Here is a 13,289-nt window from a genome sequence, read left to right as displayed (position 1 = left end):
TGTCAGTTAAATAAAGAGGCAAGGCTTAAACAAGAAGCCTAAATACGTCTGTGGAATGATGTTAGAGGAACACAAGGAGGCAAGGCCTCCTTGTGTTAGTACTGACTAAAGAAGGCCAATTTCTTTGTAGTATTTAGCGGCACCTGGATGAAGAGGGATAGAGATACCGGCTTTCACCATGTCTTCTTTTTTCAGGTTCGCAAAAGCGGGGTGTAAACGTTTGAAGGTATCAAAGTTCTCAAATACGGCTTTCGCTACGTTGTAAGCAACTTCATCGGATACGTCAGCGGTGGTAACCATAGTTGCGGCTACACCAAAGCTATTTACGTCTTTGTCCGTACCACGATACATGCCTGCTGGAACCGACGTGAATGTGTAGTATGGATTTGCGTTTACGATCGCATCGATCTTTTCACCGGATGCTGGAATCAATTTAGCGTCACATGAAGTTGTCGCTTCTTTGATTGAACCGTTTGGATGGCCAACGACATAAACGAAGGCGTCGATCTTGTTATCACAAAGGGCTTGAGAGCGCTCTGATCCTTTTAGTTCAGAGGCGAGTTTGAAGCTGTCGTTCGTCCAACCCATTGCGTCCATCACCACACCCATCGTTGCTCTGTCACCAGAGCCTGGGTTACCAATGTTGACGCGCTTACCTGCAAGGTCTTCAACGCTTTCGATGCCTGCATCGCTACGTGCAATGATATTGAAAGGTTCGGTATGTAGCGAGAACATGGCGCGTAAGTTGTTATAAGGACCTTGCGCTTCGAATTTGCTCGTGCCGTTATAACCATGATACTGCCAATCGGATTGAACAATACCGAAATCGAGTTCGCCAGCACGAATCGTATTCACGTTGTAAATAGAACCGCCCGTTGATTCAACAGAACAACGGATATTGTGGTCTTTGCGACCTTTATTCACTAATTTACAAATTGCGCCGCCGGTTGGGTAGTAAACACCGGTAACAGAACCTGTACCGATAGTAATAAATTCTTGCGCGTTCACTGCGCCAGCACCCATTACAGCCGCTGCTATCGCACCCGCTTTAATCAGTTTGTTCAATGCCATGAATTTTCCTTCCTTTATTCATTATTTGTCCCATTGCAAGTGTAGTTGCTTTGAGAATTTCCTATTTATAAACGGCATCTTCTCCATGCAATTTGATAGAAAAGTGGCTGAATAATACCAAAAAAACCGCAGATAATTACAGGAATGTTAAATAAAATAGCGACATTTGCTACATCTCCATTGGTATTAAGGCCATGCTATTTTAATTAAAATTCTTTTATATCAGTTGTTTACTTGGTTTAGATAGGAGGGGAGGGGTTTTCGTAAAGATGTGAACTAAATCACACTGCAGGACACAGTGTGATTTACACGAGTTAAGATGTCTCGACGGTTTAACCTGCGTACTCAAAGAGTTGGCATACTGAGTTAAATAACTGCTCTGTCGTAATATTGGCTGTCGGTGTAATGAAAATCGTATCATCGCCCGCAACAACGCCAAGAATGCCTTCAGCTTTACCTAATGAATCAAGCAAACGCGCAATCAGTTGTGCAGCGCCAGGGCCGGTGTGAATCACGACGAGCGCTGCGTTGTGATCAATATCGAGGACTAATTCACGAAGCGAACTCGAAACCGTTGGGACACCAAATTCGGCAGGTAAGCAGTAAACCATTTCCATTTTTGCATTACGTGTTCTTACGGCACCAAACTTAGTCAACATGCGTGACACTTTAGATTGGTTAATATTTTCAAAGCCTTCACTTTTTAATGCTTCGACAATATCGCCTTGTGAGCCGAATCGCTCTTCTTTTAAAAGGGCTTTGAAAGCACGTACGAGGTTATCTTGTTTTTCTGAATGACGCATGGTTCTCTTTCTTTTCGTCACATAATCAAGTGAATAGTCTCGCATATCTATGCAATTTTCGCCAGTAAAGAGCTTAAAATATGTCGTATTAACCCTGCCTAAATGCCGGTTTCTTTTTGATAGTTTGGTTATCTAAATCCTTGTCATATAAGGGGTTTAATATGTTAATATTGCCCTATTATGTAGCACGTCAAATGCGAGGTGCGCAACCTCGCAAAGCTGACGTTATATAATTGTAATCAGAGTTGAGTTGCTATAGCTTGAATTATAGATATAACTAGAAACTACCCTACTAATTTATAAAGAGAGATTTCTCAAGGAGAACTACGATGAAAGTAGCCGTTATTGGCGCCGCTGGAGGCATCGGACAAGCGTTAGCTTTACTACTCAAAAATCGTCTACCTGCGGGTTCAGATTTAGCCCTTTATGATATTGCACCGGTAACCCCTGGTGTGGCCGCTGATCTTAGCCATATCCCTACGCCTGTTTCGATCAAAGGCTATGCTGGTGAAGATCCAACACCAGCGCTAGAAGGCGCGGATGTGGTTCTTATTTCTGCAGGCGTGGCGCGCAAACCAGGTATGGATCGTGCGGATCTATTTAATGTTAATGCGGGTATTGTAAAAGCGTTGGCAGAAAAAATTGCGGTGGTTTGTCCTAAAGCGTGTATCGGTATCATCACGAATCCAGTGAACACGACAGTGCCAATTGCCGCTGAAGTGTTGAAAAACGCAGGGGTTTACGACAAACGTAAATTGTTTGGTGTCACAACGCTGGATGTCATTCGTTCAGAAACGTTTGTGGCTGAGTTGAAAGACAAAGATCCAAGCGATATTCGCGTTCCTGTGATTGGTGGCCACTCTGGTGTGACAATCCTTCCGCTTCTTTCTCAAGTAGAAGGTGTTGAGTTTACGGCAGAAGAAGTTGAGGCATTAACGAAGCGCATTCAAAATGCGGGTACAGAAGTCGTAGAAGCAAAAGCGGGTGGTGGATCGGCAACGCTGTCGATGGGTCAAGCGGCATGTCGTTTTGGTCTTTCACTTGTAAAAGCATTGCAAGGCGATGAAGGCGTCGTCGAGTGTGCTTACGTTGATGGTGGCAGTGAACACGCAACGTTCTTCGCACAACCAGTGAAACTGGGTAAAGAGGGTGTTGAAGAAGTACTAAGCTACGGTGTACTAAGTGATTACGAAAAAGCAGCCCTTGATGGCATGCTTGAAACGTTGAACGGTGATATTGACGTTGGCGTTGATTTTGTAAAATAACGCGAGTTCGCTCTCTACCGTATCAATCAAAATAAGTCTTTGATCATTTTTGCTGAACACGGACTGATCTTGATGAGAATAAAGTCGATCATTTGATCGGCTTTTTTTTGATCTTTATCTTTGGCGCTGCGTAACTATGGCGACAACAAAATTCTTTGGGCATTGGTGTATGCGTTATAAGAGAGGATCGTATGGATATCGAGAGACTTTATAAAGGAATGCCACTAGAAAGTGAATTTGGTGTGAGTCGCGTCCTTGTGGTTGATAAAGAAATGCAATCAGTATTAGTAGAAAGCCAGCATAGCGAAGAGCAATCCGCTTTAAATAGCGAAGATATTGCGGAAGAACCCCAATTACATCAAGGGTGCGATCAGTATTACTAGTAATACACCTGTGCTTTACGTTTAGTGATTGGCTCTGTGAAGCTAATATAGAGAAAAGGCAAGCGTTAGCTTGCCTTTTCATTTATATCGAGAGTCTCGAAGGCTATTTGGTACGGTTAACCGATAAATGGGCCAGTGTGATCAATGCTTGCTTATATTCAGATTCTGGTAGGATCGATAATTCAGCAATCGCTTTGTCCGCTTCTTCGTTGGCTTTTTGACGGGTGTACTCTAAAGATCCTGTTTGATCCATTGCCGCGAGAATGTCATTCAAACGATCCATGCCGTTCGATTTTTCGATCGCTTCACGGATCATCGCCGCTTGCGCTTCGTTGCCGTGGCGCATCGCGTACAGTAATGGCAAGGTTGGTTTGCCTTCTGCAAGGTCATCCCCAACATTTTTGCCCATATCTTCACCATCAGAGGTGTAATCCATCACATCGTCGATGAGCTGGAAGGCGGTGCCAAGATATTTCCCGTAGTTTTGTAATGCTTGCTCAACCTCAATCGGTGAATCGGTCAAGATTGCGCCAATTTGAGTTGCCGCTTCAAACAAGCGAGCGGTCTTCGAGTAGATGACCTGCATGTAGCTTTCTTCAGTGGTATCTGGGTTGTTGCAGTTCATCAATTGTAGAACTTCACCTTCCGCAATTACGTTCACTGCATCACTCATTAATTTGAGGATTTTTAATGAGCCGAGTTCGGTCATCATCTGGAATGAGCGGGTGTAGATAAAATCGCCAACTAAGACACTTGCTGCGTTACCAAAAGCGGCGTTTGCGGTGGCTTTACCACGGCGCATATCGGACTCGTCCACCACGTCATCGTGCAATAAAGTTGCCGTATGGATGAACTCGATAAAGGCTGCAGAAGTTGTATGCGCTTCACCCTGATAGCCTAAAGCTCGAGCAGTTAAAACCGCGAGAAGTGGGCGTATGCGTTTGCCGCCACCACTGACAATGTAGAAACCTAGTTGGTTAATCAGGGATACATCAGAGTTTAGCTGGGCTTGAATTGTTTCATTCACTTTTGCCATGTCAGTGGCAGTAAGCGTTTGGATAGCTTTAAAATCCATTGTTATTCCGGCTGAGGTTAGGACCTGTCTGGTGTTTTCACATTCTTTAATAGATGAATAATACACTAAAAAACGTTGAAAAATACATGCTTTAAGGGCATGATCTCGGCACTTTTATTTGGCGATTACCTTTTCGCCATTTTTTTAAAAATATGGCTTGTCATAGGCAAGGCTCTTCTGTAGAATCTGCGCCCTATTGATGATTAGTTTAGCGCACACCCAAATTGCTAAAATGCATGTAAAGGCTGTGCGGAAAAAGCGGAGTAAAATATGTACGCTGTTTTCCAATCTGGTGGTAAACAACACCGTGTAAGCGAAGGTCAAACTCTTCGTTTAGAGAAATTAGACGTTGAAACTGGTGCAACAATTGAATTTGATAAAGTTCTACTTGTTGCTAACGGTGAAAACATTCAAGTTGGTGCACCTCTTCTTGAGGGTGGCAAAGTTGTAGCTGAAGTTGTACAACACGGTCGTGGCGATAAAATCAAAATCGTTAAGTTCCGTCGTCGTAAGCACTCACGTAAGCAGCAAGGTCACCGTCAGTGGTTCACTGAAGTGAAAATCACTGCAATCAACGCTTAATCGTATTAGGAGAGCTTAACAATGGCACACAAAAAAGCTGGTGGTTCTACTCGTAACGGCCGCGATTCAGAAAGCAAACGCCTAGGTGTTAAACGTTTCGGTGGCGAGTCTGTTCTTGCAGGTAACATCATCGTTCGTCAACGTGGTACTAAATTCCACGCTGGTAACAACGTAGGCCTTGGTAAAGACCATACTCTTTTCGCTCTTACTGAAGGTAAAGTGAAATTTGAAGTTAAAGGTCCTAAGAACCGTAAATTCGTAAGCATCGAAGCAGCTGAGTAATCAGTCTTCTGAGCTTAGAATTAGGTTTCTAGCTGAATTTAAAAGCCCTGCCGAATAGGCGGGGTTTTTTATTTATATAAGAACCAAATAACCAGACGCTTTTAAATAGCGTGTTATATAAGAAATAACGTCTAGAGGAAAACCTCTTGTTATTTGGTCCAAAGTAGAGCGATCGAAGATCTTAGGTGATCGATCTGTACATCGGATCTGCTAGAATTTATATCATGGATATTGGAACTAATTTGGTTCTAAGCGTGATATTGCAACGCACAAAATGCGGAGTAACAGATGAAATTCGTTGATGAAGCGGTAGTTAAAATTCAAGCGGGCGACGGCGGTAGCGGTGTTGTCAGCTTTTGGCGTGAAAAATTCATCACCAAGGGTGGTCCTGATGGTGGTGATGGTGGTGATGGCGGCGATGTTTACCTTGTTGCAGATGAGAACCTAAACACTCTGATTGACTATCGTTTTCAGCGCTTCTATGAAGCCGAACGTGGTGAAAATGGTCGCGGCGGTAACTGTACTGGTAAGCGTGGTAAAGACAAAGTGTTACGTGTACCTGTAGGTACGCGTGCAGTCGACATTCACACCAATGAAGTTGTGGCTGAAGTGACTGAACACGGTAAGAAGATGATGGTTGGTAAGGGCGGCTGGCACGGTCTTGGCAACACGCGTTTTAAATCTTCAGTAAACCGTGCACCACGTCAAAAGACATTAGGTACGAAAGGCGAAATCCGTGAATTGCGCTTAGAGCTATTGCTACTGGCTGATGTTGGTATGCTTGGCTTGCCTAACGCAGGTAAATCGACCTTTATTCGCGCAGTTTCTGCAGCGAAACCAAAAGTAGCGGATTACCCGTTTACAACGTTGATCCCAAGCTTGGGTGTTGTGAGTGTCGTTCCTGAAAAGAGCTTTGTTGTTGCGGATATCCCTGGTCTGATCGAAGGCGCAGCTGACGGTGCAGGTCTTGGTATTCGTTTCTTGAAACACCTTGAGCGTTGTCGCGTATTGCTTCACATGATCGATATTATGCCGGTTGATCAATCGGATCCGATCCAGAACGCACTAACGATCATTGATGAGTTAGAGCAATACAGCGAAAAACTGGCGGGCAAACCTCGTTGGCTTGTTTTCAACAAAGTGGATCTGATGCCAGAAGAAGAGGCAGATGAAATCATCCAAGGTATTTTGGATGCACTTGGTTGGGAAGAAGATTTCTTCAAAGTGTCTGCTCTAAACAGAATGGGTACGAAAGAGCTTTGCTTCAAGCTGGCTGATTTCATGGAGCACTTGCCTCGTGAAGCAGAAGAACTGAGCGAAGAAGACAAAGTTGACTTTATGTGGGATGACTATCATAAAGATGCTATCTCAGGTAAAGACGTTATTACTGAAGATGGTGACGACGATGACGATGATTGGGACGATGAAGAAGATGACGGTCACGTTGTCTACGTTCGCGACTAATCCTCGTTAATAAAAAAACCGCAATTAATTTGCGGTTTTTTTTCGTCTAAATCAAAGTTATTTGCTGCTATTTTGGTCACAATGTTGGCCCTTCTCGATCAGAGAACGATCATCCTTCTCAAGGAATTAGTCAATTAGTATGGAAGCTAAGTAGTATGGAAAATAGGCAAAGGGCGGTGTCTCGCTTGATTGCTCAAGCCGGTCAGATGTTATTAGCCCATGGCGGAGAAAGTGCGCTTGTTGGCAGTATTATGGAGCGAATCGGCTTTGCTTGTGGCATGGATGAAGTTGAAGTTTCTCTGTCGGCCAGTTCTCTCGTGGTGACAACGGTTTATCGTGGACACTGTATTACTACCGCTCGTCGTAGCCCAGATATCGTGGGATCAACATGCGGGTGATTACGCAAGTTCAACGCATTTGTATCATGCTTGAGCGCGGTATTATCGATGATTATCTTGCTCAGCATAAACTCAATCAAATCAGCCCAGAGCGGTATAACCGTTGGTTAGTCGTTGTGATGATTGGTTTATCGTGCGCCGCGTTCAGTCGTTTGGCTGGTGGTGATTGGACGGTCTTTGCCCTGACTTTCCTTGCTTCTTCTGTTGGTATGATTGTTCGCCAAGAAATCGGTCACCGCCATTTTAACCCTCTTGTTAACTTTACCGTGACGGCGTTTGTCACGACGGCGATTTCGGTTCAAGCGGTTGTTTATGAACTGGGTAATGCACCAACCATAGTGATGGCCTCGTCTGTCCTAATGTTGGTCCCTGGGGTGCCATTGATTAATTCGGTCGCCGATATGCTCAAAGGTTACGTCAATATGGGGATCGCGCGTTTTGTTATGGCGAGCCTACTCACATTGGCGACATGTTTAGGCATTGTCGCGGCGATGAGTTTATTTGATGTATGGGGGTGGCTACTGTGATTAATGTTGAGTTGTTCATCGGGTTATTGAACGATATGTTCTTTGCCGCGATTCCTGCGGTCGGCTTTGCCTTGGTTTTTAATGTACCGAAAAAGGCGCTCATTTATTGTGCCTTAGGTGGGGCGATTGGGCATGGTTCTCGCTATTTGATGATGCATTTTGGTATTCCTATCGAGTGGGCCTCTTTTTTTGCCGCCACATTGGTTGGCATGATCGGTGTGCATTGGTCACGCAAGCTATTGGCGCACCCAAAAGTTTTTACGGTGGCTTCTTTGATCCCTATGGTGCCCGGCGTTTTTGCATTTAAAGCGATGATCGCTTTGGTGGAATTGAATCATCGCGGGTTTGATCCGCAGCTGCTTGAAATGTTGACGACGAACTTCTTGAAAGCGATGTTTATTATTGCGGGTTTAGCAGTTGGCTTAGCGATGCCTGGCTTGTTATTCTATCGCCGTCGTCCGATTGTATGATCGGCCTATCATTGACCTAAGGATATAGAATGATCATTAGTATGATCGCCGCAATGGCAAATGATCGTGTGATTGGCAAAGATAATCAAATGCCATGGCACTTACCGGCAGATTTCGCTTGGTTTAAACGTTGTACAATGGGCAAGCCTGTTGTCATGGGGCGTAAAACCTACCAATCGATTGGTCGTCCATTGCCAGGTCGGCAAAACATCGTGATTAGTCGAGACAGTCAATTAACGATTGATGGCGTCACGACAGTCACTAGCATCGAACAAGCACTGGAAATTGCGGGAAACGTTGAAGAAGTCATGATTATTGGTGGTGGTGCGATTTATCAAGCGTGTCTTCCTATCGCAAATAAATTGTACGTAACTCATATTGATGCTGAAATTGAAGGGGATACTCAGTTCCCTGCATGGGACGATAGCTTTGTTGAGCGCTATACGGAAGGTTATTCCGCCGATGAGAAGAATGCGTATAACATGCGTTTTGTCATTTTAGAAAAGATCGGCTAAATCGTATTGTGGCGGTAACGTGATGCGGCGAGAGTCTAATCCAATGGCTAGACTCTCGTTTTACTTATACTCAAAGAGGTGTATGCGTGAATGCCGGCTGCGTAAAATAGTGCTTATCTTCCCAGCGCAACATGGTTAGCTTACCCCCCCAAACACAGCCTGTATCCAAGCCAATTTCCGTTTCCCCAAAATAGCCTTCCAGCGCAGCCCAGTGACCAAATAGCACCGTCTTATTCAGTTTCTGACGGTTAGGGTAATCAAACCATGGCACAAACTCGTCTGTATCGACGTCCTTTGGCGGTAACTTGCAGTGCATGTCTAAGCGTCCATCCGCGAAGCAAAAACGCATGCGTGTGAAGGCGTTGATGGTGTAGCGATAACGCTCGATACCTTGCAAATTTTCATCCCAATGATCGGGAAGATTGGCGTACATATTCTCGATGAGCCAAGGCCATTGATCGCTTTGCAAAATCTCTTCTACCTCTCTTGCACATGCTCGGGCTGTCGCTAAATCCCATTGTGGTGAGATACCGGCGTGGCTCATGACAAATTCATCATGTTCGGCAAGTAGAGGTTGGTGACGTAGCCAGGTCAGTAACTCATATTTATCTGGCGCAGAGAAAATAGCGGCCGTCTTATCTTTGTCTTTGATGCGGTGAATGCCTAATGAAACGGCCAGTAGATGAAGATCATGATTACCCAATACAACTTTGGCACTATCGCCCAATTGCTTGATATATCGTAATGTTTCGAGTGATTTTGGCCCGCGAGCGACCAAGTCACCGGCGACCCAAAGCTGATCTTGAGAGGGGGTAAATTGAACGGTTTCTAAAAGGTGCTGTAACTCATCTAGACAACCTTGAAGATCACCAACGATATAAGTAGCCACAAGTATTCCTAATTTAAAACATTGGGGATCGCGAGACGAAATGGTTCAACTTCAGCGATAAATTGTTGTCCCTTCTCATCCAGCATAACGTAATGCCCTTGCATGACACCCACAGGGGTTTCAAGCGCGGTTCCGCTATTATAACGATATTCGTCATGCCCAACGATGAAAGGTTGTTGGCCCACGACACCTTCGCCTTCAACACTGGTTTGTTTTCCATTCGCATCTGTAATCAACCAGCGACGACTGACGAGCTGCACGGTTTGAGGGCTTAGGTTTTTTATCGTGACGAGATAGGCAAAAATATAATGATTTTTCGCAGGGTTTGATTGCTCAGCAATATATTTGCTGTGCACTTGGACTTTGATACAAGGTTGAGTGACATCCATGATAACTCCTCGTCCAGTCAAAAGAAAAGGGCGCGAATGCGCCCTTAAATATGATTATACGTGGTTGGCATCAAGCCAGTTCGCCATTGCAACAAATTGCTGAAGCGTTAGGTTCTCTGGACGCATTGTCGGGTTGATCCCTAGCTCTTCCATTGTCTCTACGCTAACCAGACCTTTGTAGCAGTTACGAACGGTTTTACGACGTTGGTTAAAGCCTTCACGACATACGCGCTCAAGCCATTTCAGGCTGGTCGCTGGGTGAGGCAGAACTTCGTATGGCATTAGACGAACAACCGCTGAGTCCACTTTTGGTGGCGGTACAAACGCTGTCGGTGGTACTTCAAGCACCGGAACCACTTTACAGAAGTACTGCGCCATGACCGTTAGGCGACCATACGCTTTGCTACCAGGGCCTGCCGCTAGGCGGTTAACCACTTCTTTTTGTAGCATGAAGTGCATGTCTTGGATATCGGCATGGAATTCAAACAAGTGGAACATCAATGGTGTTGAGATGTTGTACGGTAGGTTACCGAAAATACGCAGTTTGTTGTTTGGCTGCACTAGCTGTGCAAAGTCAAAACGCATCGCATCGCCTTCATGAATCGTCAGTTTATCTGCCAATTCAGGGTGATTACGCAAACGCTCAGCCAGATCGCGGTCAAGTTCAATAACAGTAAATTTATCGACTTCACGGCCTACAGGCTCAGTAATTGCACCTAGACCAGGGCCGATTTCTACCAAGTTTTGACCTGGTAGTGGATTGATGGCTGATACGATACCATCAATGATATATGGGTCGTTCAGAAAGTTTTGACCAAAACGTTTTCTCGCTTTGTGCCCTAAGTGGACATCATTTCTCATTGCTTCTTCTCTACTAAATCTATTGCATGCGCCAGCGCTGTTCGGAAGCTCCCTGTGTCCGCAAGACCTGTTCCTGCTAGGTCAAGAGCTGTACCGTGATCAACCGAAGTTCTTATAAAGGGTAGACCAAGTGTGACATTAACTGATCGACCAAATCCTTTGTATTTCAGGACTGGCAATACTTGGTCATGGTACATCCCTAATATAGCATCGGCATCTTGTAAATATTTCTCGCTGAAGATGGTATCGGCTGGAAGAGGGCCTATCAGGTTTATTCCCTTTTGAGCTTTAATGCGCTCTAGAGTTGGCGTGATAGTTTCAATTTCTTCTCGACCAAGGCAGCCATCTTCTCCTGCATGAGGATTAAGCCCGCAAACATAGATGTTTGGCTGACGAATAGCAAATTTTTCTACCAAATCGTTATGTAAAATATCGATGATTTTTTCTAATCGCTGTTCGGTAACGGCTTTCGATACGTAAGCGAGAGGGATGTGTGTCGTCACTAAGGCAACACGTAGCCCTTCGGTTGCCAGCATCATGACAACCAGTGGAGTATTCGATTTTTCTGCGAAAAATTCGGTGTGGCCACTAAAAGCCACCCCCGCTCGATTGATCACCCCTTTATGAACGGGGCCGGTGACAACAGCGTCAAATTCACCGTTCATACAGCCGTTTGCAGCGCGCTCTAAGGTGCTGAGAACATAGTGACCATTCGCTTCATTCAGTTTGCCGGCTTCGGCATTTTGCGCTATGGCAATATGCTCGACGATAAGCGAACCTGATTGCTGCGGACGACTCGGTTGGGTTGAGTCGTAATCGTGCAGAGTGACGTCAATGCCGAGCTGTTTGGCTCGCTCGGCGAGCATTGTTTTGTCAGCACAAACCACGATTTGATGCGCCCAATTTTCAGTCGAAAGCGCTAAGACCAAATCGGGGCCAATGCCCGCAGGTTCCCCTGCGGTGACAACAATGCGTTTAATTGACATTCAGCTGATCCTTTACTTCTTCAACATAAGCACTGGCACGTAATTCTTGAACCCAGGTGCTGGCTTCTTCATTGAATTTACGATTAAACAAAATGCGATAAGCTTTATTTTTCATGGCCGCGTCAGTACGGTCCACTTCACGACGATCGATCACTTCAACCACATGCCAACCGTGAACGGTTTTGAATGGTGCGCTGATTTGGCCAACCGCAAGCGTATCCACTTGGTGCTTAAACTCTGGTACATAAAGATCAGAGGTTTGGTAACCTAATTCACCATTTTGCGCCGCTGAGCCTGGGTCTTGGCTATATTGCTGCGCCAATTCGCCAAAGGTCGCTTCGCCAGCATTGATTTGGCGAATCAGCTCATTAAGCTGCTTTTGTACGCCATCATCGCTTAGGATGACGGTGGGTTTGATCAGGATGTGGCGAGCATTAATTTCAGTTACTGCAACCGTTTCTAGTCCTTTCACATCTTCAATTTTTAGGATGTGGAAGCCAATACCACTGCGGAATGGGCCAATAATGCTACCCTTATTTTGCAGTTTGATTTGGTCGGCAAAGATCGTTGGCATCTCTTCTTTGCGCATCCATCCCCAGTCGCCGCCTTGTAATGCTTTTGGACCTTTCGAGTAGGCGTAAGCGAGTTTGGCAAAATCTTCACCCGCATTGAGTCTTTCAACGAGTTCGTTTGCTTGTGCTTCAACCTGTGCTTTATCATCGCCATCATTGACTCGTAATTGGATATGACCAATTTGATATTGCACGGTGGCACTGGTTTCTTGAGCGAGCACGTTGGCAAGGTTCTCTACTTCAGCGGGCAAAATATTGATGCGGCGACGAACTAAAGCGTTGCGGGCTTCGCTGGCTGAAATTTCATTGCGAAGTTGTTCACGAAACTCGGCATAACTAATGCCTTGCGCGGTGACGGTATCGGTTAATTGTTCGATAGTTTGGTTATTCTTTTTCGCGATATCCGCGATGGCATCGTTCAATCGATTGTCATCAATGCGCACGCCAATACGTTCAGCTTCTTGCTGCTGAAGGTTTTCCAGAATAAGTTTTTCTTTTACTTGTTCAATCAGTACGTCTTCACTAGGTAAAGCCTGGCCGCTGCTTTGTGCGTTGAAGCGTAGTGTTTTGAGTGCCGTTGCAATATCGCTATCAAGAATGACATTTTCATTCACGATAATAGCGACTTTGTCCATTTCAACCATCTCGGCAGAAGCGGTTCCGACATGGCATGCCGCCACTAGAGTCAGCAGCGCATATTTCCAAGTTTTCATCTATAACCCTTTAGACATTGAGCCAGCCTCCAGGCTGGCTTAAA

15 protein-coding genes and 1 pseudogene are annotated in these 13,289 nt (G+C 45.2%); 8 read left to right on the top strand and 8 right to left on the bottom strand.

Features of this window, described 5'->3' with window-relative positions; all coding sequences use genetic code 11:
- Window positions 1-105: 105 nt before the first annotated feature.
- Complete coding sequence (locus OJ16_RS11920) at window positions 106-1,071, bottom strand: TAXI family TRAP transporter solute-binding subunit (protein ID WP_040990932.1); 966 nt, start codon at window positions 1,069-1,071, stop codon at window positions 106-108.
- Window positions 1,072-1,403: 332 nt separating this feature from the next.
- Entirely contained in the window at window positions 1,404-1,874 is a 471-nt protein-coding gene (argR, locus tag OJ16_RS11915; RefSeq protein WP_040990930.1) for a transcriptional regulator ArgR, read from the bottom strand.
- A 329-nt stretch (window positions 1,875-2,203) separates the two neighbouring features.
- Here argR and mdh point away from each other — a divergent pair, with 329 nt between their 5' ends.
- Window positions 2,204-3,139 carry a malate dehydrogenase gene (gene mdh, locus OJ16_RS11910; protein ID WP_040990929.1) on the top strand — a complete coding sequence of 312 codons (936 nt, stop codon included), beginning with the start codon at window positions 2,204-2,206 and terminating at the stop codon, window positions 3,137-3,139.
- 191 nt (window positions 3,140-3,330) lie between these two features.
- Window positions 3,331-3,522: a hypothetical protein gene (locus OJ16_RS11905; RefSeq protein ID WP_040990927.1), complete on the top strand. Its 192-nt coding sequence runs from the start codon at window positions 3,331-3,333 to the stop codon at window positions 3,520-3,522.
- 103 nt (window positions 3,523-3,625) lie between these two features.
- Here OJ16_RS11905 and ispB read toward each other — a convergent pair whose 3' ends face one another.
- The gene (ispB, locus tag OJ16_RS11900) at window positions 3,626-4,597 is read right to left on the bottom strand and encodes an octaprenyl diphosphate synthase (RefSeq protein WP_040990924.1); all 972 of its coding nucleotides are present in this window, start codon (window positions 4,595-4,597) and stop codon (window positions 3,626-3,628) included.
- Between the two features lie 270 nt (window positions 4,598-4,867).
- Here ispB and rplU point away from each other — a divergent pair, with 270 nt between their 5' ends.
- From rplU to folA, 6 genes and pseudogenes are all read left to right on the top strand, one after another.
- Entirely contained in the window at window positions 4,868-5,179 is a 312-nt protein-coding gene (gene rplU, locus OJ16_RS11895) for a 50S ribosomal protein L21 (RefSeq protein ID WP_005593146.1), read from the top strand.
- A gap of 21 nt (window positions 5,180-5,200) precedes the next feature.
- A complete protein-coding gene (gene rpmA, locus OJ16_RS11890; protein ID WP_005593148.1) occupies window positions 5,201-5,461 on the top strand; it encodes a 50S ribosomal protein L27 in 261 nt (86 codons plus the stop codon).
- A gap of 288 nt (window positions 5,462-5,749) precedes the next feature.
- Window positions 5,750-6,925 (top strand): Obg family GTPase CgtA, encoded by a 1,176-nt coding sequence (gene cgtA, locus OJ16_RS11885; protein WP_040990922.1) that lies wholly within the window; start codon window positions 5,750-5,752, stop codon window positions 6,923-6,925.
- Between the two features lie 155 nt (window positions 6,926-7,080).
- A pseudogene (locus OJ16_RS11880) lies at window positions 7,081-7,850 on the top strand (threonine/serine exporter family protein).
- 35 nt (window positions 7,851-7,885) lie between these two features.
- Entirely contained in the window at window positions 7,886-8,320 is a 435-nt protein-coding gene (locus OJ16_RS11875) for a threonine/serine exporter family protein (protein WP_372153006.1), read from the top strand.
- A gap of 29 nt (window positions 8,321-8,349) precedes the next feature.
- Complete coding sequence (folA, locus tag OJ16_RS11870) at window positions 8,350-8,835, top strand: type 3 dihydrofolate reductase (protein ID WP_040990918.1); 486 nt, start codon at window positions 8,350-8,352, stop codon at window positions 8,833-8,835.
- Window positions 8,836-8,905: 70 nt separating this feature from the next.
- Here folA and apaH read toward each other — a convergent pair whose 3' ends face one another.
- Genes apaH through surA form a run of 5 tightly spaced genes read right to left on the bottom strand, consistent with a single transcriptional unit; the run spans window position 8,906 to window position 13,245 of the window.
- On the bottom strand, window positions 8,906-9,724 hold the full coding sequence (gene apaH, locus OJ16_RS11865; RefSeq protein ID WP_040990916.1) for a bis(5'-nucleosyl)-tetraphosphatase (symmetrical) ApaH: 819 nt from the start codon (window positions 9,722-9,724) through the stop codon (window positions 8,906-8,908).
- 8 nt (window positions 9,725-9,732) lie between these two features.
- Window positions 9,733-10,113 carry a Co2+/Mg2+ efflux protein ApaG gene (apaG, locus tag OJ16_RS11860; RefSeq protein ID WP_040990914.1) on the bottom strand — a complete coding sequence of 127 codons (381 nt, stop codon included), beginning with the start codon at window positions 10,111-10,113 and terminating at the stop codon, window positions 9,733-9,735.
- A 54-nt stretch (window positions 10,114-10,167) separates the two neighbouring features.
- A complete protein-coding gene (gene rsmA, locus OJ16_RS11855) occupies window positions 10,168-10,974 on the bottom strand; it encodes a 16S rRNA (adenine(1518)-N(6)/adenine(1519)-N(6))-dimethyltransferase RsmA (RefSeq protein WP_040990912.1) in 807 nt (268 codons plus the stop codon).
- The gene (gene pdxA, locus OJ16_RS11850) at window positions 10,971-11,960 is read right to left on the bottom strand and encodes a 4-hydroxythreonine-4-phosphate dehydrogenase PdxA (RefSeq protein WP_040990910.1); all 990 of its coding nucleotides are present in this window, start codon (window positions 11,958-11,960) and stop codon (window positions 10,971-10,973) included. Before pdxA ends, rsmA begins: the two co-directional genes overlap by 4 nt.
- Entirely contained in the window at window positions 11,950-13,245 is a 1,296-nt protein-coding gene (gene surA, locus OJ16_RS11845) for a peptidylprolyl isomerase SurA (RefSeq protein WP_040990908.1), read from the bottom strand. The genes pdxA and surA overlap by 11 nt, the downstream gene beginning before the upstream one ends.
- Window positions 13,246-13,289: the final 44 nt, after the last annotated feature.

The organism is Vibrio renipiscarius, assembly GCF_000827885.1.
Classification (GTDB): domain Bacteria; phylum Pseudomonadota; class Gammaproteobacteria; order Enterobacterales; family Vibrionaceae; genus Vibrio; species Vibrio renipiscarius.
Note: the sequence above shows the minus strand (reverse complement) of the source record. Positions and strands in the feature narration are given on the sequence as shown.